This is a genomic window from Blattabacterium cuenoti, assembly GCF_014252015.1.
GTDB lineage: Bacteria > Bacteroidota > Bacteroidia > Flavobacteriales > Blattabacteriaceae > Blattabacterium > Blattabacterium cuenoti_U.
Window position 1 is genome coordinate 491,252 of the sequence record NZ_CP059206.1, and the last position, 20,556, is coordinate 511,807.

At 24.7% G+C, this 20,556-nt stretch carries 19 protein-coding genes, 1 tRNA gene and 1 pseudogene; 13 read left to right on the forward strand and 8 right to left on the reverse strand.

Translation table 11 applies throughout. The features are described from left to right. The first annotated feature begins 210 nt into the window (after positions 1–210). Genes rny through lpdA form a run of 3 tightly spaced genes read left to right on the forward strand, consistent with a single transcriptional unit; the run spans position 211 to position 4,237 of the window. Complete coding sequence (rny, locus tag H0H50_RS02415; RefSeq protein ID WP_185867035.1) at positions 211–1,782, forward strand: ribonuclease Y; 1,572 nt, start codon at positions 211–213, stop codon at positions 1,780–1,782. 13 nt (positions 1,783–1,795) lie between these two features. Further along, positions 1,796–2,770 (forward strand): deoxyhypusine synthase family protein, encoded by a 975-nt coding sequence (locus H0H50_RS02420; RefSeq protein ID WP_185867036.1) that lies wholly within the window; start codon positions 1,796–1,798, stop codon positions 2,768–2,770. 45 nt (positions 2,771–2,815) lie between these two features. Next, positions 2,816–4,237, forward strand: a complete 1,422-nt coding sequence (gene lpdA, locus H0H50_RS02425; protein WP_185867037.1) for a dihydrolipoyl dehydrogenase — start codon at positions 2,816–2,818, stop codon at positions 4,235–4,237. A gap of 6 nt (positions 4,238–4,243) precedes the next feature. Here lpdA and H0H50_RS02430 read toward each other — a convergent pair. After that, a pseudogene (locus H0H50_RS02430) lies at positions 4,244–4,944 on the reverse strand (uracil-DNA glycosylase). An 18-nt stretch (positions 4,945–4,962) separates the two neighbouring features. Next, a complete protein-coding gene (locus H0H50_RS02435; protein WP_185867038.1) occupies positions 4,963–5,310 on the reverse strand; it encodes a 4Fe-4S binding protein in 348 nt (115 codons plus the stop codon). Between the two features lie 22 nt (positions 5,311–5,332). Between H0H50_RS02435 and H0H50_RS02440 the strand changes: the two genes are divergently transcribed. Next, complete coding sequence (locus tag H0H50_RS02440) at positions 5,333–6,385, forward strand: acyl-CoA reductase (RefSeq protein ID WP_185867039.1); 1,053 nt, start codon at positions 5,333–5,335, stop codon at positions 6,383–6,385. Here H0H50_RS02440 and ribD read toward each other — a convergent pair. The 4 genes from ribD to H0H50_RS02460 all read right to left on the reverse strand — a co-directional run bounded on the left by ribD (position 6,377) and on the right by H0H50_RS02460 (position 8,494). After that, a complete protein-coding gene (gene ribD, locus H0H50_RS02445; protein WP_185867040.1) occupies positions 6,377–7,411 on the reverse strand; it encodes a bifunctional diaminohydroxyphosphoribosylaminopyrimidine deaminase/5-amino-6-(5-phosphoribosylamino)uracil reductase RibD in 1,035 nt (344 codons plus the stop codon). The genes H0H50_RS02440 and ribD overlap by 9 nt on opposite strands. Then, positions 7,401–8,153, reverse strand: a complete 753-nt coding sequence (locus H0H50_RS02450) for a shikimate dehydrogenase family protein (protein WP_185867041.1) — start codon at positions 8,151–8,153, stop codon at positions 7,401–7,403. The genes ribD and H0H50_RS02450 overlap by 11 nt, the downstream gene beginning before the upstream one ends. Positions 8,154–8,198: 45 nt before the next feature. Continuing rightward, the gene (gene rpsU / locus H0H50_RS02455) at positions 8,199–8,396 is read right to left on the reverse strand and encodes a 30S ribosomal protein S21 (protein WP_185867042.1); all 198 of its coding nucleotides are present in this window, start codon (positions 8,394–8,396) and stop codon (positions 8,199–8,201) included. A 20-nt stretch (positions 8,397–8,416) separates the two neighbouring features. After that, positions 8,417–8,494: transfer RNA gene (locus tag H0H50_RS02460), tRNA-Val, on the reverse strand. A 61-nt stretch (positions 8,495–8,555) separates the two neighbouring features. On the opposite strand from H0H50_RS02460, the gene recG reads away from it, so the two are divergent. The 7 genes from recG to H0H50_RS02495 all read left to right on the forward strand — a co-directional run bounded on the left by recG (position 8,556) and on the right by H0H50_RS02495 (position 16,905). Next, positions 8,556–10,628: an ATP-dependent DNA helicase RecG gene (recG, locus tag H0H50_RS02465; RefSeq protein ID WP_185867043.1), complete on the forward strand. Its 2,073-nt coding sequence runs from the start codon at positions 8,556–8,558 to the stop codon at positions 10,626–10,628. A gap of 22 nt (positions 10,629–10,650) precedes the next feature. Further along, positions 10,651–12,783: an ATP-dependent helicase gene (locus H0H50_RS02470; RefSeq protein WP_185867044.1), complete on the forward strand. Its 2,133-nt coding sequence runs from the start codon at positions 10,651–10,653 to the stop codon at positions 12,781–12,783. 9 nt (positions 12,784–12,792) lie between these two features. Further along, the gene (locus H0H50_RS02475; protein WP_185867045.1) at positions 12,793–13,800 is read left to right on the forward strand and encodes a cation diffusion facilitator family transporter; all 1,008 of its coding nucleotides are present in this window, start codon (positions 12,793–12,795) and stop codon (positions 13,798–13,800) included. 9 nt (positions 13,801–13,809) lie between these two features. Then, a complete protein-coding gene (locus tag H0H50_RS02480) occupies positions 13,810–14,415 on the forward strand; it encodes a DUF4290 domain-containing protein (RefSeq protein ID WP_185867046.1) in 606 nt (201 codons plus the stop codon). Between the two features lie 23 nt (positions 14,416–14,438). Beyond that, on the forward strand, positions 14,439–15,752 hold the full coding sequence (murA, locus tag H0H50_RS02485) for a UDP-N-acetylglucosamine 1-carboxyvinyltransferase (protein ID WP_185867047.1): 1,314 nt from the start codon (positions 14,439–14,441) through the stop codon (positions 15,750–15,752). Positions 15,753–16,022: 270 nt separating this feature from the next. Beyond that, complete coding sequence (gene greA, locus H0H50_RS02490) at positions 16,023–16,505, forward strand: transcription elongation factor GreA (protein ID WP_185867048.1); 483 nt, start codon at positions 16,023–16,025, stop codon at positions 16,503–16,505. Beyond that, positions 16,498–16,905: an HIT family protein gene (locus H0H50_RS02495; RefSeq protein ID WP_185867049.1), complete on the forward strand. Its 408-nt coding sequence runs from the start codon at positions 16,498–16,500 to the stop codon at positions 16,903–16,905. The genes greA and H0H50_RS02495 overlap by 8 nt, the downstream gene beginning before the upstream one ends. An 18-nt stretch (positions 16,906–16,923) precedes the next feature. Here H0H50_RS02495 and H0H50_RS02500 read toward each other — a convergent pair whose 3' ends face one another. Beyond that, complete coding sequence (locus H0H50_RS02500; RefSeq protein WP_185867050.1) at positions 16,924–17,694, reverse strand: type III pantothenate kinase; 771 nt, start codon at positions 17,692–17,694, stop codon at positions 16,924–16,926. 112 nt (positions 17,695–17,806) lie between these two features. On the opposite strand from H0H50_RS02500, the gene H0H50_RS02505 reads away from it, so the two are divergent. Beyond that, the gene (locus H0H50_RS02505; RefSeq protein WP_238784191.1) at positions 17,807–18,628 is read left to right on the forward strand and encodes an alpha/beta fold hydrolase; all 822 of its coding nucleotides are present in this window, start codon (positions 17,807–17,809) and stop codon (positions 18,626–18,628) included. Continuing rightward, on the forward strand, positions 18,621–19,199 hold the full coding sequence (locus H0H50_RS02510) for a 5-formyltetrahydrofolate cyclo-ligase (RefSeq protein WP_185867051.1): 579 nt from the start codon (positions 18,621–18,623) through the stop codon (positions 19,197–19,199). Before H0H50_RS02505 ends, H0H50_RS02510 begins: the two co-directional genes overlap by 8 nt. On the opposite strand, the gene rseP is transcribed toward H0H50_RS02510, so the two are convergent. Continuing rightward, complete coding sequence (rseP, locus tag H0H50_RS02515) at positions 19,192–20,517, reverse strand: RIP metalloprotease RseP (protein WP_185867052.1); 1,326 nt, start codon at positions 20,515–20,517, stop codon at positions 19,192–19,194. The genes H0H50_RS02510 and rseP overlap by 8 nt on opposite strands. Positions 20,518–20,556 lie beyond the last annotated feature (39 nt).

A 20,556-nucleotide genomic window follows, 5' to 3' on the forward strand; every position in this document is an offset into this window, starting at 1 on the left:
TACAAATATATAATGTATTCAAATTCCGTTTGTTAAAAATATATTTTAATAAAAAATCTCATCTTTAATTTTGTATATTTATCATACTTACATACTTAATATTGGATTCAATTAAAATATTTTAAAGTTTTCATTAAAAAAAACTTTACAACTTTTACTAAAAAAATGTTATTAAAATGTCTATTTTATTTTTATTTAAATTGAGTGAATATGAAAATAAATGTTGGATTTTCGGTACTAATGGGGTTTGTGATTGGAATTATTACATGTTATTTTTTTGGAAAAAAAACCATATTAAAAAAATATATTCAATTATTAGAAAGAGCTAATTTTCAAGCAAAAAAAATCATAAAAAATGCAGAAAAAGAAGGAGAATCCATAAAAAGAAAGAAAATGCTTCAAGCAAAAGAAAAATTTATAGAACTTAAATCTAAACATGAAACAGATGTTCATTTAAGAGAAAAAAAAATAATTGATATAGAAAATAAAATACGAGAAGAAGAAAATAGATTATCTAAAGAGATAGAAATCTATTTTAAAAGAAATAATCGTTTAGAAACACAAATACATGATAACGAAAAAAAATATAAAATCCTTAAGAAAAAACAAGAGGAATTTGATAATATACATATTCAACAAGTGGAATTACTTGAAAAAATATCTAATTATTCTTCTGAAGAAGCTAAAAACGAATTAATTGAAATTCTTAAAGGAGAAGCGAAAGCCAAAGCACAAACTCATATACTAAATATTATAGAAGAATCAGAATTAACCGCAAAAATGGAGGCAAAAAAAATAATTATTCAAGCTATTCAAAGAATTGGAACAGAACAAGCAGTTGAAAATGCGGTATCCGTTTTTAGCATAGAATCAGATGATGTAAAAGGTCGTATTATTGGACGAGAAGGAAGAAATATAAGAGCTTTAGAAAAAGCTACGGGAGTAGAAATTATTGTAGATGATACTCCGGAAGCAATTCTTTTATCTTGTTTTAACCCCATACGAAGAGAAATAGCTCGATTAGCTCTTCATAAATTAGTTATAGATGGACGTATACATCCAGCTAGAATTGAAGAAATAGTAGCAAAAACAGAAAAACAAATTGAAGAAGAAATAATAGAAATAGGGAAAAAAAATATTATAGATTTAGGTATTCATGGAATACATACTGAATTAATCCGAATGGTAGGAAGAATGAAATATCGTTCTTCTTATGGACAAAATCTTTTGCAACATTCTCGTGAAGTTGCTCATTTATCAGGAATATTAGCTTCTGAATTAGGATTGAATGCTAAATTGGCAAAACGTGCCGGATTATTACATGATATAGGAAAAGTCCCTGAAAATGAATCAGAACTTCCTCATGCCATTTTAGGGATGCAATGGGCAGAAAAATATGGAGAAAATATGGAAGTTTGTAATGCTATAGGTTCACATCATGATGAAATAGAGATGAAGGGGTTAATATCTCCCATAGTACAAATTTCAGATTCTATTAGTGGAGCTCGTCCTGGAGTAAGAAGAAACTCTTTCGAATCTTATTCAAAAAGATTAAAAAATTTGGAAGATATAGCATTTAGTTTTGATGGAGTTAATAAAGCTTTCGCCATACAAGCAGGAAGAGAATTACGTGTATTAGTTGAAAGTGATAAAATTGATGATAAAAAAGCTTTTCAATTATCTTGTGATATTACAGAAAAGATAAAAAACGAAATGACTTATCCTGGTCAAATCAAAGTGACAGTGATTAGAGAAACTCGAGCTGTACAAATAGCTAGATAAAATAATAAAAATTATGAAAGACTCTCCTATGACTTCTTTTATTAACAAATATTTTCTTCATTTTAATGCTTTAACTTTATCAGAAGCTGCTAAAGCATATAGATATCATATTCAAAATGATGGAAAAATGATGATTACATTAGCAGGAGCAATGAGTACTGCGGAATTAGGAAAAATATTATCTGAAATGATACGAAAAGATCAAGTTCATATTATTTCTTGTACAGGAGCTAATCTAGAAGAAGATATATTAAATTTAATAGCTCATTCTCATTACAAAAAAATTCCTAATTATAGAGATTTAACTCCTGATGAGGAAAAGGATTTCTTAGAAAAAGGTTATTACAGAGTAACAGATACTTGTATTCCAGAAGAACAAGCTTTTAAAGAATTACAAAAACATATCTTAAATATGTGGAAAAGAGCTCAAGAAAAATCAGAACGTTATTTCCCACATGAATACATTTATCAATTGTTATTAGAAAATATTTTAGAACCCTATTATAATATCTCTTCAGAAGAGAGTTGGGTATTAGCTGCAGCAAAAAAAAATATCCCCCTAATAGTTCCAGGATGGGAAGATAGTACAATAGGAAATATTTTTGCTTCATATTGTATGAAAAAACAGTTTCAACCTTTTCTTGTAAAGAATGGAATTGAATATATGATGTATTTAGCAAAATGGTATCAAAAAGAATCCATTAAACATAAAATAGGTTTTTTTCAAATTGGGGGTGGAATATCCGGAGATTTTCCTATTTGTGTGGTCCCTATGTTATCTCAAGATATAGGATTTCATCCCACTCCATTTTGGTCTTATTTTTGTCAAATTTCTGATTCAACGACCAGTTATGGATCTTATTCTGGGGCTATTCCTAACGAAAAAATTACTTGGGGAAAACTTGATAAGGATACTCCAAAATTTGTCATAGAATCAGATGCTACTATAGTTGCTCCGCTCATTTTTGCATACGTATTAAATATGTAATTATAATTATGTGTGTAACTTTATGAAATATAAAATATTTTTGTAATGAATAATTTATATGATCTTGTAATTATAGGTTCTGGTCCAGGAGGATATATATCTGCTATTAGAGCAAGTCAATTAGGACTCCGCACAGCTATTATAGAAAAATATCAAGAATTAGGTGGTACATGTTTAAATGTAGGATGCATTCCATCTAAATCTCTTTTAGATTCTTCTAAATATTTTTCATTAGCTAAAAATAATTATTCTTCACATGGAATTTTTTTTGAAAAATTATTCTTTGATTTTATAAAAATGATGGATAGAAAAAATGAAATAGTAAAAAATATAAATCATGGAATAAAATATCTAATGAGGAAAAACAAAGTTGATTTATATCAAGGAATAGGGTCATTTAAAAATAAAAATATTCTATCTATAATAGATAGAATATCCTTGCAAGAAAAAGAAAAAATACAATTTAAATATTGCATAATATCCACAGGATCTAAACCTTTATGTTTATCTAACTTAAATTTTGATATAAAAAGTAGAATTATATCTTCTACAGAAGCTATTAATTTAGAAGAAATTCCAAAAAAATTAATTATAATTGGAGGAGGAATAATTGGATTAGAATTAGGTTCTATTTTTAATAGATTAGGAAGTCAAATTATCATAATAGAAACTATGGATAAAATTATATCAAATATGGATGATTCTTTAAGTAAAGAAATGCGAAAAATATTAGAAAAATCTTCCTTTCAAATAGAAACCTCTTTATCTGTGTCTAATATATTTCAAGAAAATCATAAAGAAATATCTGTTATTGCAAAATATTCTAATGGAAAAAAAGTTAAATTTACAGGTAATTACTGTCTTTTATCAATAGGAAGAACTCCATATACAAAAAATTTAGGATTAGAAAATGTAGAAATAAAAATAGATAAAAAAGGATTTATACTTGTTAATGATGATTTACAAACTTCTATTCATAATATATATGCCATTGGAGATGTTATAGGTGGAAAAATGTTAGCACATAAAGCTGAAGAAGAGGGATTATATGCAGTAGAACATATAGTGGGACAAAAACCTAATAAATTAAATTATGATTTAGTACCATCTGTAATTTATACTTATCCTGAAGTAGCTAGTATTGGACTATCAGAAAATGAAATTAAGAAAAATAAAATAGAATATAATGTAGGAATTTTTCCTATGAAAATTTTAGGAAGAGCTCGTACCAGTGGCTGTACAGAGGGATTTTTAAAAATGATTTCACACAAAAAAACAGATGAAATACTAGGAGTTCATATAATTGGAGATCATGCTTCAGATATGATTATGGAAGCATCTGTCGCTATGGAATTTAAATCCTCTTCAGAGGATATATATAGAATATGTCATCCACATCCTACTTTTAGTGAGGCATTTAAAGAAGTAGCCCTACTGAATTTTGAAAATCGATCTATACACATGTAAAAACCTTTAATACCAATAATACCAAGAAATAGTTTGTTTTCCTATTTTTTTTAAAAAATCATTAGTTTTTACAAAATGTTTAGATCCAAAAAAACCCATATGAGCAGAAAATGGAGATGGATGTGAAGTTTTTAAAACGTAATGATTATGAAAAGTGTTAATTAAAGATATTTTTTTTTGCGCATATTTTCCCCACAAAAGAAAAACAATATTTTTTTTTCGATCAGAAATCGTTCGTATGATTTGATCCGTAAAAAATTCCCATCCTATATTTTTATGAGACAAAGGAAAACCTTTTCTAACTGTTAATATTGAATTTAGTAATAATACTCCTTGTTTTGCCCAATAAATTAACGATCCACTAGTAGGATATATATTTTTTTTTTGTTAAAATTAAAACTATTATTAACTTCTGTAAAGATATTCTTTAATGAAGGAGGAAAAGGAATTCCATCAGGAACAGAAAAACAAAGACCATCAGCTTGATTTTTTTCATGATAAGGATCTTGTCCTAGAATAACTACTTTTAATTTTTGAAAAGAACAATATCTTAAACAAGAAAATATATTTTCTTTTTTGGGAAAGCACATGAAGTGATTATACTCAACTTTAAGAAATTTTAATAATTTTATAAAATAAGATTTATGATATTCATCCTTTAAAAAGGTATTCCAATGAAAATTTATGTTTGATTGATTTTTTAGCATCATTTTATTAGTTAACTCTTAATTTCTTGAATGAAGAGTTCCATGTAAAAAAATTTTTTTTTGAAAAAGTTTTTCTTTAGTTTCATAATTATTTTGATCTGGAATACAACATTTAACCGGACAAATTATAACACATTGTGGTTCATCATAAAAACCTACGCACTCTGTACATTTTTCAGGAATAATAAAATATATATTGTTATCTTTTGGTTTCTGAAATATTGTTGGATCCAACATTTTATTCTTTTTCAAAGAAGTACCATCTGACATTCTCCATTTTTTTCCTCCCTCATAAATTGCTTGATTAGGACATTCGGGTTCGCAAGCCCCACAATTTATACATTTTTCTGTAATTTTTATGGACATTGAATTTTATAGATTAAAAATAATGATTAGAACTTTTGATAATTTAGGACTATTCTTTAGAGAAGTTAAAAAATTTTATGCATATAATAAAAAATGTTTTTCTAAATATTCTAAAATATATTTTCCCTCTTTTCAAAAAATAATGAAGGAAATAACTATTGCAAATAACTGGTTTAGAATAGAAGATTTATTAATAACATTTAACCAATGGGGAGAAACTCTTAGAAAAGAAAAATTAGAATGTTGGATTAACAAATATTCTTTTATAAAAAAGAAAAAAAAAAAATATAAAACAATTCTTGTTATTATGCCTGGAAATGTACCAATGGTAGGGTTTCATGATTTATTATGTGTTCTTTTATCAGGACATAAGATTATAATTAAATTATCTCAAGAAGATAATTTATTACTTCCATTTTTATGTAAAATAATAATACATGAAAAACCCACACTAAAAAATAAAATAAAATTTACAAATAACATGTTTCATGAAAAATTTGATTATGTAATAGCTACTGGAAATCATAATACAGCTCGTTACTTTGAATATTATTTCAGGAAATATCCTCTTTTACTAAGAAAAAGTAGAACCTCTGTAGCCGTCTTGCAAGGAACTGAAACAGAAGAAGATTTAATTTCTTTAAACAAAGACATATTAACTTATTCAGGAAGGGGATGTAGGAATGTAGGAAAAATATTTATACCTTATAATTATAATGTTTACTTAATTTTAAAAAAATCATTTATATCCGAATATATTACAAAAAATTATAAGTATATAGATAACTATAGATATTATTTGGCCATTTACACAATGAATAAAGTTTCTTTTCAAAAAAATCATTTCCTTCTTTTAAAAGAAGAAAAAAATTACCATAGTCCAATATCTGTAGTTTATTATGAATTTTATAAGAATTTAAATCAATTAAAAAAAACAATTATGGCAAAAAAAAATCATATACAATGTATAGTTTCTAGAAATTTTTTAAAAGAAGAAGTTCTTTTTGGAGAAACACAATATCCAAAATTGGAAGATTATGCAGATAAAATTGATACCATTCAATTCTTATCTTAAATTAAAAACTTTAAGTTGATCTTTATCAATATTTATTTTTTTATAAAAAATTCCATCTATTTCGGGTGCTTTTAATCCACTTTTTAATAGAACATCACATATAAAAACACGAGATTCATCCCAAACATTTTCTTTTATGAAACTTTCTAGTGTTTTTTTTCCTCCTTCTACTATTAAAGATAGTATCTTTTTTTTATACAAAAAATTCAATATTTGATTTATTATTTTTTTTTCGAAAGAAATTTGAATATATTCTATATTTTCTGTGTTTTTTTTGTATTTTTCTGTAAAAACAATGGTATGTTGTGATCCATCCAAGATAAAATGAGAGTTAGATATACTTAATTTTTTATCAATAAAAATTCTAATAGGATTTATTCCAAACCACTTTCTAACATTTAGTTTTGGATTATCATTTAATACAGTTTTTCTCCCTACCAAAACACTGTCTTCTTCAGATCTCCATTTATGATTTAGTTGTCTAGCATGTATGCCACTAATCCAATTATCTTTTTTATTTTCTGAATATGAATATATAAAACCATCATCACTTTGTGCCCATTTCAATATAATATAAGGACGTTTTTTTTCATAGAAAGTAAAAAAACGTTTATTTAAAAAACGACATTCATTTATTAAAACATTTTCTATAACTTCAATTCCATATTTCCTTAATTTTTGTATTCCTAATCCTTTTACTTTATCACAAGGATCTTGTATTCCCACTACTACTCTTGGTATATTATTTCTAATTATTAAATCCACACAAGGAGGAGTTTCTCCAAAATGAACACATGGTTCCAATGTAACATATAGAGTACAATCAAAAAATAAGTATTTATTTTTTATATTATTAATTGTCAATGCTTCAGCATGAAGCATTCTCTTTTTATAATGCCATCCTTCTGACAAAATTACTCCATTTCTCTCTATAACACATCCCACCATAGGATTAGGAGATGTCATCCCTAATCCATTTTTAGCTAATTGTAAAGCTCTTCTCATAAAGATTTCTTTATATTTCATGATTTTGCCATATTTTCCAAGATTCATCAGCTTGGATATGTAACATTTCCAATCCATTTTTGATTAAAGCTCCTTTTTCTTCTGCCTTTTTTAAAAACAAGGTTTTATTAGGATTGTAAACTAAATCATAAAAATAATGTTTGTTAGAAACATATTGATAAGGTAAAGATGGGCATGCATGAACATTAGGATATGTCCCTAAAGGAGTACAATTAATGATGATTTTGTATTCTTTTAATAAATTTTGGTTTATATCTTCATAAACCAAAAAATCCATATTTTTTTTTCTAGAAACATATTGATACGGAATTTGTAATTGTTTTAAAACAAAAGAAATCGCTTTAGATACACCTCCTGTTCCTAAAATTAATGCTTTTAAATTTTTTCTATTTATAAATTGATTCAAATCTTTTTTAAAAGAATATTCAAAACCCAAAATATCTGTGTTAAATCCTGTTCTATGTTGATCATTAATTTTTACTACATTCACAGAACCTATTGATTTTACTTCAGGCATAACTTTAGTTAAAAAAGGAATAATACTTGTTTTATAAGGGATGGTTACATTACATCCTTTTAAACAAGTATTTTTAAAGATAAACCATATATTTTCTATTTTTGGAATATCAAAAATCTTATAATCTGTATTGATAATAGATTCCTTTTTAAATTTTTCTAAAAAAAATTTTCTAGAAAAAGAATATTTAATATCTTTTCCTATCAATCCATAAAGTATCTTCATGTATCATAAATAAAAACAAAAAAATATGAATTTCTGAATAAAAATCTATTCTTCTTTTTTTAATTTCATCCGTTCTCTATATTTTGCTTTCAATATTTCATTTCTTCTTCCTTCAGAAGGTTTTATATATTGTTGTTTTTCTCTAAATTCTTTTAAAATACGAGTTTTATCAAATTTTTTTTTACATTTTTTTAAAGCTTTTTCAATTGATTCTCCTTCTCTAACAGTAGTAATTAAGATCATAAAACTTAATAAATAATTCTTGGTGGACACTATCGGATTTGAACCGATGACCTCTACTCTGTCAAAGTAGCGCTCTAAACCTACTGAGCTAAATGTCCTTTTAAAATCAACAAAATTATATATTTTTTGGATATATAAACGGATTATAATTTATTTTTTATGTCCTGTAATATTCTAAAAAAGTCTATAAAACATTTAAAAGGATTAAGTTTAAGACAAGCTATTTTATTTAATACAGAATTAAACCTTTATACATATGAAGACTTACTTTTTTTTTATCCTAAAGGATATATACATCTATATACTATAAATAATATATCAGAATTATCAAATAGCAATAATAACAATGGTTTTATACAAATATTGGGTAAAATAACTAAAATTGAAGAAATAAACTATAAAAATAAAAAAGGAAAAATGTTAATAGCACATCTAGAAAATGAAACGGGATCAATTGAATTAGTTTGGTTTAGAAAAAATGATTTTATAAAAAATATAAAAAAAAATATTACAGTAATAGTTTATGGAAAAATTAAATATTTTCAAAAAAAAGTTCAAATCATTCACCCAAATATTAAAGAATTTCATTCTTCCGTAAAAAAACATTCAATATTTCCTGTATATCCTATCCCTAAAAATTTTCAAAAAAAAGGAATAAATAATTTTTTCATGATCAATTTATTACAAAATCTTATGAAAGAATTAAAAAATGATATAAATGAATTTTTTTTTCAAGATTTTATTAACAAAAAATTAATGTCAAGAAAAAAAGCTTTAATTCAAATTCATTTTCCAGAATCTTTAGATTCTTTATTACAAGCTCAATATTCTTTAAAGTTTGAAGAATTATTTTTATTAAAATTGTTTTTTTTATCTAAAAAAAAAGTTATACATAGTCATCCTTTTACAAAATTAGGTAAGAACTTTCATAATTTTTACAAATATTTTCTACCTTTTACTTTAACAGGAGAACAAAAAAAAGTATTTAAAGAAATATGGTATGATTTGAAAAAACCCACTCAAATGAATAGATTATTGCAAGGAGAAGTGGGATGTGGAAAAACGATTATAGCTATGTTATCTATGCTTGTAGCTTTAGATAACGGATTTCAATCCTGTTTGATGGCACCTACTGAAATTTTAGCGATACAACATTATTATTCTATAAAAAAAATGTTTTCAAAAATTGGAATTAAAATAACATTGTTAACAAGTTCTACTTCTGATTCCATACGAAAATCTCTTTATCATGAAATATTAACAGGAAAAATATCTATTGTAATAGGAACACATTCTTTAATTCAAGAAAAAGTTAGGTTTCAAAATCTTGGATTGGCAATTATAGATGAAGAACAGCGTTTTGGAGTAGAACAAAGAGATAAAATTTGGAAAAAAGATGATAATCCTCCTCATATTTTAATCATGACAGCAACACCTATTCCTAGAACTTTAGCAAAAATTATTTACCATGATTTAAATATTTCTATCATAAAAAAATTGCCTTTAGGAAGAAAACCTGTTAAAACTATTCATTATTGTAATAGAAATAGAGATCAAGCTTTTAAAATAGTGAAAGATCAAATTTCAATAGGTAGGCAAATTTACATTATATATCCTACGATAAATACTTCTTTAAAATATAAAAATTTAATAAAAGGATATCAGGAAATAAAAGAAAGATTTCAAAATATAGAAGATAAAATTGGAATTTTACATGGAGAGATGAATTTTAAGGAAAAAGAAATACAGATTAATCGATTTTTACGTGGAAAAACCAAAATTTTAGTAGCAACTACAGTTATAGAAGTAGGTGTAAATGTTCCTAACGCATCAGTCATCTTAATAGAAAATGCAGATTTTTTTGGTCTATCTCAATTACATCAGTTAAGAGGAAGAGTAGGAAGAGGGATTCATCAAAGTTATTGTATCCTTGTTACTGATAATAAAATTAGTGTAGAAGGTTCTTTTAGAATAAAAAAAATGTGTGAAACAAATGAAGGATTGGAAATAGCCAAAGAAGATCTTAAGTTACGTGGGGGTGGAGATTTGATAGGAACTAAACAAAGTGGAAAAAGTTATTTTCGTATTGTAAATCTGATTAAAGATTATAAATTAATAAAAGATGTCTTTCCAATTGCTAAAATTTTTTTGAAAAAAAATCCGAATTTTTTAAATGATACAAAAAATATTTTTTATGAATACTATAAAAACAAATGGAATATTTATAAATAAATGAGTAACACCATATCATATCATGGATTCCTTAAATTGCTATCAACGTAAAATTATAGAAACTATTAATGGCCCTATACTAGTTATTGCTGGAGCAGGATCAGGAAAAACACGTGTTATTACACATCGTATAGTTCATATGATTCAAAATATAGGAATATCTCCTTATAATATATTGGCCTTGACTTTTACCAAAAAAGCTGCTGAAGAAATGAAAAATCGTATTTCTAACATGATGATAAATCAAAACAATTTTGATCAAATAACAATAGGAACTTTTCATTCTATATTTTCCAATATTTTAAGAAAAGAATCTCATTGGTTAGGATTTAAGTCAAATTATACTATTTATGATCATAAGGATTCAGAAAATGTCATAAAAAAAATATTAAATGATATAAACATAGATACATTTCTAACTCCTAAAGAAATAAGAAAAAAAATATCCGAACGGAAAAATAATTTGTACTATTTATACAATAAAAAAAAATCAGAAGATAAAAAATCAGAATTTTTTACTAAAATTTATGAAATTTATACAAAACGTTGTTTTAAAGCAAATGCGTTAGATTTCGATGATATATTACTTTATACTAACCATTTATTTTTTTATTTTTCAAATATACTTAAAAAGTATCAAAAAAAATTTAAATATATATTAATTGACGAATATCAAGATACCAATTTTTCTCAATACATTCTTATAAAGAAATTGGTTTCTCAACATAAAAATCTTTTTGTAGTAGGAGATGATGCTCAAAGTATTTATGCTTTTCGTGGAGCTGATATTTCAAATATTTTAAATTTTCATCTTGATTATAATAATGCTAAAATTTTTCGTCTTGAACAAAATTATCGTTCTACCAACCATATTGTGCAAGCCTCTAACAATATTATTTCTTTTAATAAGAATCAAATTTCAAAAAAAATATGGACAAATAATGAAAAAGGAGAAAAAATAAAGATATATTGTGCTTCTTCTGAAATAGAAGAAGCACAATATATTGCTTCTTCTATTCTTTCAATAAAAAAGGAAACCAATTTAAAATATAAAAGTTTTGCTATTCTTTACAGAGCGAATATCCAATCGCATATTATAGAATATTCACTAAAGAAAAAAAATATACCATATCATATATATGGATCCATATCGTTCGAAAAACGGAAAGAAATTCGAGATTTTTTAGCTTTTCTTAGAATCATTGTAAATCCAAATGATGAAGAATCTTTATTGCGTATTATAAAAATAGTAAACAAAAAAGTAGTAAAAAACATTTTAAGTTTATCTATAAAAAAAGAAACTATAATTTATAACATAATAAAAAATATTAAAAATTATCAATGCATACTAAAAATAAATAATAAAACAAAAGATAGATTTATATATCTAATTCTTATAATAGAAAAGTTACGTATTAACGCAAAACAAGATAACGCATATATAACAGCAAAAAATGTAGTCAATTTTTTATTGAAAGAAAACTCTAAAAATTATAATCATGAAGATTTTAAATATATGCTTGATAATATATTTCAATACGTTAAAGAACAAAAAAAATTAAAAAAAGGTGGAAATACAAGTTTATTTGGTTTTCTACAATTTTTTTATTTGGAAAAAAATGAAAATACAAGTAATGAAGAAAATGAAAATAACAAAGTTTCATTAATGACAGTTCATTTATCTAAAGGATTAGAATTTTCTATTGTTTTTATAGTGGGATTAGAAGAGAATTTATTTCCATCAAAATCTAGTTTTGAAAACCAGATAAAAATAGAGGAAGAACGTCGTTTATTTTATGTTGCTTTAACTAGAGCTCAAAAAAAAGCTGTACTGACTTATGCAAAATATAGATTTATATGGGGTGAAAAAAAAGAAAATAGACCTAGTCGTTTCATTAATGAACTTAATAATAATTTTATTGATATAGAAAATTATAAATATGTATCAGAAAAAAATGAGATTCATAATTATTTTAATCAAAAATATGAATGTTCTAAATATATTAAAAAAGGAGTAAAAGTTTTTCACAAAAATTTTGGGTTAGGAACTGTTATAGAATTGCAAAATAAAAATCAAATAGCTTTGATAAAATTTAAACAATCGGGAGAAAAAAGAATTTTACTCAAATTTGATAAACTTGTTATTTATTCATAACAATAATTTATGGATGATTCAAAAAAAATTAAATTAAATTTTTATTTGCAAAAAATAATTTGTTTTGTAGCAGTTATTTTATTTTTCATAAAATTAATTACTTGGCATATTACTTCTTCACTTTCTATATTCAGTGATGCTATGGAAAGTTTAATAAATATTATTAGTGGTTTTATTGGATTATGTAGCCTTTATATTTCATCTTTACCTAAAGATCAAAATCATCCATATGGACATGGTAAAATAGAATTTATATCAACTGCCATTGAAGGTGTTTTAATTTCTATAGTAGGAATTACTATTTTTATAAATACTTTTATACGTATTAAATATAATATGCATAGAATTCTTTTATCCAGATTAGATTATGGTGTTATTTTGATGTCCTTTACTGGAATTATTAATTATTTTTTAGGATTTTTAGCCTGTAAAATAGGACACAAAAATGGAGCTTTAACATTAGTAGCAAGTGGAAAACATCTTCAAATAGATACCTATTCTACTTTTGGCATAGTTTCAGGATTAATTTTGTTGAATATCACTAAATGTATATGGATAGATCCTATTATTTCTATTATTTTTTCATCTGTAATTTTGTATACAGGATTCAAATTGTTGAGGAATGCTGCAGCTGGAATTATGGATGAATCGGATAAAAAACTTTTGAAAAAACTATCTTTTTATCTCAACAAAAAAAGAGATATTCACTGGATAGATCTTCATCATTTAAAAATTATTAAATATGGGAGTGCATTGCATATAGATTGTCATCTAACTGTTCCATGGTACTTTAATATAAAAGAAGCTAATCAAGAAGTAAAAAAACTAACTCAATTAACTAAAAATGAATTTGGATCTAAAGTAGAACTTTCTGTGCACGTTGAGGCTTGCTCTAATAATCATTGTCCATTTTGTTTTAACCATTCTTGTAAAGAAAGAAAAAATCTCTTTCAAAAAAAAATTCTTTTGACTTTAGATAAAACATCTTATTATAACAAAAATAATACTAAATTTTAAATAGATATTATGGAATACAACACTAATCGTTTCAAATTGGTGATCCCAGAATATGGGAGAAATATTCATAAAATGATAGATTATGCTATTCAAATAAAAAATAGAAAAAAAAGAAATCGTTGTGCATGGGGAATTATCAAATTAATGACGTATTCTATTCATCCTAAATTTCAAAAATTTCAAAAGTCAATTCCTTATTTTCAACATAAATTATGGAATCAACTATTTATTATGTCTAAATATCAATTAGATATTGATACTCCTTTTCCTAAACCAAATCCCAAAGAAACCCAAAAAATAAACTTTTATAATAAGAAAGTAGTGTATCCTGAATATTTAACTAATTTTAGATATTATGGGAAAATAATAAGAAATATGATTCATGCAGCAATACGTTGCAAAGATACGCAAAAAAAAGAAGGATTATTTTATGCTATTGCTAATACAATGAAAAAAAACTATTTAAGATGGAATAAAAATATGGTGGAAGATGACGTTATATTTAAAGATTTAAAAGAACTTTCAAAAGGAAAAATATGTCTAATGAAAAATACAGATTCATTATTACAATGCTCTTATATATTAAGATTTAAAAAAAAAGAAAAATATTCCTAAAAAAAAAGTTATAAATCATTATAATGGGTGTTTTCAAAATAAAAGGAGGATTCCCTTTAAAAGGTAAAGTTAAACCACAAGGGGCTAAAAATGAGTCTTTGCAGGTGTTATGTGCCGTGTTATTAACTTCAGAACAATTGAGGATTAAAAATGTTCCAGAAATAGGAGATGTTAAATGTTTAATGCAAATTCTTAAAGATTTAGGAGTTTCAGTAAAAAAAAATGGAATTGGAGATTATACTTTTCAAGCAAAAAATATAAATATTGAATACTTAAATACGAAAAAATTTCGTGAAGATGGAAAATCTATTAGAGGATCAATTATGATTGCAGGTCCTTTACTTTCCAGATTTGGAAAAGTTTGTATTCCAATTCCTGGAGGAGATAGGATAGGTAGAAGACGTTTAGATGCTCATCTAACAGGATTAAAACTATTGGGAAGCAATATATATTATCATAATGAATTTAAATATTTTGATTTACGAACAAAAAAAGAGTGTTTAATTGGTGAATATATTTTAATGGAAGAAGCTTCTATTACAGGAACAGCTAATGTAATTATGGCTGCAACTTTAGCTAAAGGGAAAACTACTATCTACAATGCCGCTTGTGAACCCTATATACAACAATTATGCAAGTTATTAAATAAAATGGGAGCAAAAATTAAAGGAATAGGATCTAATTTAATTCATATAATTGGAGTCAAAGAATTAGGAGGATGTATCCATACCATATTACCTGATATGATAGAGATAGGTAGTTGGATAGGACTAGCTGCTATGACTTGTTCTGAAATTACAATTAAAAATGTTAATTGGGAAAACTTGGGAATTATTCCTAGTACATTTCATAAAATGGGAATTCAATTAGAAAAGAATAAAGATAACATTTATATTCCATCTCAAAAATCTTATAAAATTAAAAAATTATTAAATAATGCAATATTGACAATATCGGATGCTCCATGGCCTGGATTAACTCCAGATTTATTGAGCATTTTAACTGTAGTAGCTACTCAAGCTAAAGGAAGTGTTTTAATTCATCAAAAAATGTTTGAAAGTAGATTATTTTTCGTAGATAAACTTATTGAAATGGGGGCACAAATTATATTATGTGATCCTCATAGAGCTACTGTTATAGGACTTAATCATCAATCTTATTTAAGAGGAGCTATATTAAATTCTCCAGATATAAGAGCAGGAATATCTCTTCTTATAGCAGCTCTTTCTGCTAAAGGAACGAGTATTATTAAAAATATAGAGCAAATAGATAGAGGATACGAAAATATAGATAAAAGATTACGTATTTTAGGAGCAGATATTTTAAGAATAAAATGATCAAATGTTTATTGTAACTTTTTTTAATCACGATTCTTTTATGCAAAAAATTTATTAATTTTTTTTTAAATGAAAAAAAACAAAAATTTGTAATTTTAATTTGATAAAAATATAATATATCTTTTATTGAATGTTTTTAAAACAAAAAAAATGATATTTTTTTGTATTGCATGAAACATCTATGTTATTTCAACAATCATATAATTTTACATATCATCTAAATAGATAAATTGAATGAAAAAGATCAGAAAAAAATAATAATGAAAAATTATGGCAAAATTTGAATATATAACTAAAGAAGGATTAGAAAAATTACAAAAAGAAATAGAAAGACTAGAAAATATAGAACGTCCGAAAATATCCATGCAAATAGCGGAAGCTAGAGATAAAGGGGATTTATCAGAAAATGCAGAATATGACGCAATAAAAGAGGCTCAAGGTTTTTTAGAAATGAATATAGCTAAATTAAAAAAAAAACTATCCAATGCACGTATTATAGATGGATCACAAATTAATAGGACTAGAGTTTCCATTCTTTCCACAGTAAAAGTAAGAAATTTAACCTATGGAGGAGAACAAATATATACTTTAGTACCAGAGGGAGAAGCAGACTTAAAATCAGGTAAAATATCCATTAATACTCCCATATCAGCAGGATTACTTGGAAAACAAGTGGGACAAATAGCACATATTAAGTTACCTAATAAAATGATACTTGATTATGAAATTTTAGAAATAGCGTTTAGTGAATAAAAATAATATATTTCATAAAATAATTAATGATGAAATTTTAGCTTATAAAGTAGCAGAAAATTCTGATCATTTAGCTTTTTTGGACATTTATCCTATTAAAATAGGACATACTTTGGTAATCCCGAAAAAAAGTAATAGAGATAAAATATTTTCTCTATCGGAAAAAGAATTTATCTCTATTATGTCTTTTACTAGAAAAGTAGCTATAGGTATAGAAAAAATCATTCCTTGCAATCGTGTAGGTATATTTGTTATGGGATTCGAAATTCCTCATGTTCATATTCATTTAATTCCTATGGATCAAGAAAATGACGGAAATTTTTCCAAAAAAAGAATGGTTTTATCTACAAAAAATTTTCAAATTTTGTCAAAAAAAATAAAGAAATCTATAAAGATATAGAAACGAAGATTCTAACTTTTAATGATTCCAATGAAATAAAATTTTTAATCCTTTTATTGTATGTAATTTATCTTTTATATGAATCTTTTTTGTTAAAGGAGTATATATATGAGAAAGGCCCCCAGTAGCAATAACAAAACAATTTGTTTTCAACTCTTGATTGACTCTATTTATCAACCCTTCAACCATACTCAAATATCCATATATAATTCCACTTTGAATACATGTTTCTGTATACAGCCCTAATATACTAGTAGGCTTTTTTAATTCAATTTGATATAATTGAGCTGTGTTTCCAATCAATGCAGATAAAGAACTATTAACTCCAGGAGCAATAATAATACCTTGAAGATTGCCATGTTTATCTATACAAGTTAAACTTAATGCAGTTCCAAAATCTACGACTAAAGTTGTATTTCTATTGTTGTATAATGTATACGCAGCTATAGCGTTAGCATACAAATCTGTACCTAATTGATGAGAATAATGCTTGATAGGAGAAGCCGAATTTCTATCAACTATAATAGGTTTTATTTTATGTATTTCGTATAATGATTGTTCCACAATATTTGTAAGAGAAGGCACGACTGATCCAATAACAATATTTTGTATAAATTTATGAAGAATGCCATATTGTTGGTATATATTTTTAAACAATAAAACATATTCATCTAGCGATCTGTGTGGGTTAGTATTAATGATCCACGAACAATTACATTCTAAATTAGAATTATTATCAAATAGTCCAAAACGAAGACTAGAATTTCCGATGTTTATTGTTAACAACATGATTATCCTAATTTTTGAATGTTCAAAATGTATTTTGAAACAAATAATTGTTTTTTTGCAATTTCATATATATTCATCTAATTTCATAAAAGTATATTTTTGATTTCATAGTATGAATGTATATCATATGAATAATATTTGTAAAATAAATTTTAAAATAAAAGGAAAAGGAATTCCTATAGTTCTGTTGCATGGATTCATGGAAAGTTTAGAAATATGGAATTATATATATCATAGTATTTCTAGTAAATATAGAGTTCTTTCAATTGATTTTCCTGGTCATGGAAAAAGTCCTTTCATATCAGGATATGATACAATTTTTACAATGGAAGAAGCTGCAGAAATTGTAAAAAAAATTGTAGAAAAAAAAAATATCCAAAAAGCTATTTTTATAGGCCATTCTATGGGGGGATATGTTGCCTTAGCAATGGCAGAAAAATATCCAGAAATGTTTTTAGGGATCTGTTTACTTCATTCAACAACAGAATCAGACACACTTGAAAAAAAGAAAAATCGGATTCAATCAATTTCATTGGTAATAAATAATTATCCATTATTTATATCCACAAGTATAAATAAATTATTTCATCATGAAAAATTGTCTTCTTTACAAAAAGAAATATTTTTCATGAAAAAAATAGCCTTATCTACTTCTATTAATAGTATTATTGCTTTTTTAAAAGGAATGTCAATTCGAAAAAATAGAAAATTTTTGTTACAGACAACTAAATTTCCAAAATTATATATATCTGGTTTATATGACTCAATTCTTGATGTACAAAAAATTTATGAAGAAACTAAAAATGGAAATCAAACTTATTTTGTAGCAATCCCCACAGGTCATATGGGTCATATAGAAAAACCTAAAAAAATAATAAAAATATTAGAAAATTTTATAGATTTTTCTGTTGAAATAGAAAATATTAATGAATAAAAAAAAATTGCGGAAAAAATATTTCTCTATGAGAAAGTCGATTTCTCAAAATGAGATTATAAAAATGAGTTATGAAATTTTTTTTCAATTAAAAAAAATATTATTTATATGGAATAAAACATATTATCACATATTTTTACCTATACGTAAATATAAAGAAGTAAACACATTTATCATTATCAATTTTTTACTAAAAATAGAAAAATGTGTTACAGTACCCTGTACTAACTTTTATAAGTTATCCATAGACAATTGTTTATTTCATGAGAATACTATATTAATAAAAAAGAAATATGGAATTTTAGAACCTATGCATAAACATAGGATTTCAATCTCTCTTATTGAAGTAATATTTATTCCGCTATTAGCATTTGATTTAAAAGGTTATAGGATCGGTTACGGAAAAGGTTTTTATGATAGATTCATTCCTTTATGTAAAGAAAATACTATTAAAATAGGTTTAAGTTTTTTTTATCCTATAAAAAGAATTGAAAATATACATAAAAAAGACTTATTAATAGATATAGGTATTACTCCTAATCATATTTTTTTCTTTAAAAAATTCAGTTAATAAAAACTTTGAAAATATCCCAAATAATAATCAACATCATAATTAAACTAATTATTACAAATCCGTAAATAGTACAACGTTCAATAATATTTTCATTGACTTTTTTTCTTGTTATCATTTCTATCATGATAAATAATATATAACCACCATCTAATGATGGAATAGGAAATAAATTTAAAAAAGCCAACCAAATAGATAAAGTAGCTGTCAAAGTCCAAAAAATATCCCAATTCCATTTAGACGGAAATTCTTTAGCTATGGAAAAAAAGCTTCCTATTTGTTTATAAGCTTTAGTTTCTATATGAAAAACATTTTTAAAAAAAAATATTTGATTTTTTAAAACATCCCAAGCTTTTTTTGTACCATGCAAAATGCTATGAAAAATAGAATAATTCTTTTTTTCAAATAAAAAAATTTGATCTAAATCCATAAAATTTTTTAAAAAAATCCCTAAAATTCCTTTTGAATCTAAAAAAATTTCTTTTTGAATAAGTTTTCCATTTCTGTTAATAGATATTAATATATTTCTATTTTTATATTTTAATAATAAATCTTTTAATTGATCAGAAAAAAGAACAAATTCAGAATTAATAGCTAATATTTCATCATTATTTCTTAATCCATACTTTTCTGCTTCAGAATTTTTGACCACATAATTGATTATAGGAGGGACACGAGGTTTAATAAAAAAATTAAATTCTTTCCTATCAAAAAGAAATTTTTTCTTATCATCATTCAATGATAATTTTATAATATTTCCCATACGATCCACTGTCATAGAATGTCCAAAAATAATTTCTTTAGGAATATCATTAAAATAAGGGATATACTTCCCGTTAACGAATAAGATTTTATCTCCATTTTTTAATCCTATTTTTTCTCCTAAAGAATCAACTTCTATTCCGTATTTAACATTTTTTGTAGGAAGATAAGTTTCTCCATATTTAAATAATAAAAGAGAAAAAATTGAAATAGATAACAATATATTGAAAATAATTCCTCCAGAGATTATCAATAGTCTTTTCCATGCTGATTTAGAACAAAATTCCCAATTTTTATTTTCTGACACTACATTTTTATCATCGATTATCATTCCAGATATTTTAACATATCCTCCTAAAGGTAACCAACCTATTCCATAAATAGTATGTCCTATCTTTTTTTTTAAAATAGAGAACCAAGGATCAAAAAATAAAAAAAATCTCTCAACTCTTACTTTAAATATTTGAGCTAGAATAAAATGACCTAATTCATGAACAATAACTAATATAGAAATGCTAAGTAGCAATTGTATAGATTTAATTAAAATCGATGACATTTCTAAAATTTAAAAAATAAAAAAGATAAATTTAAACCT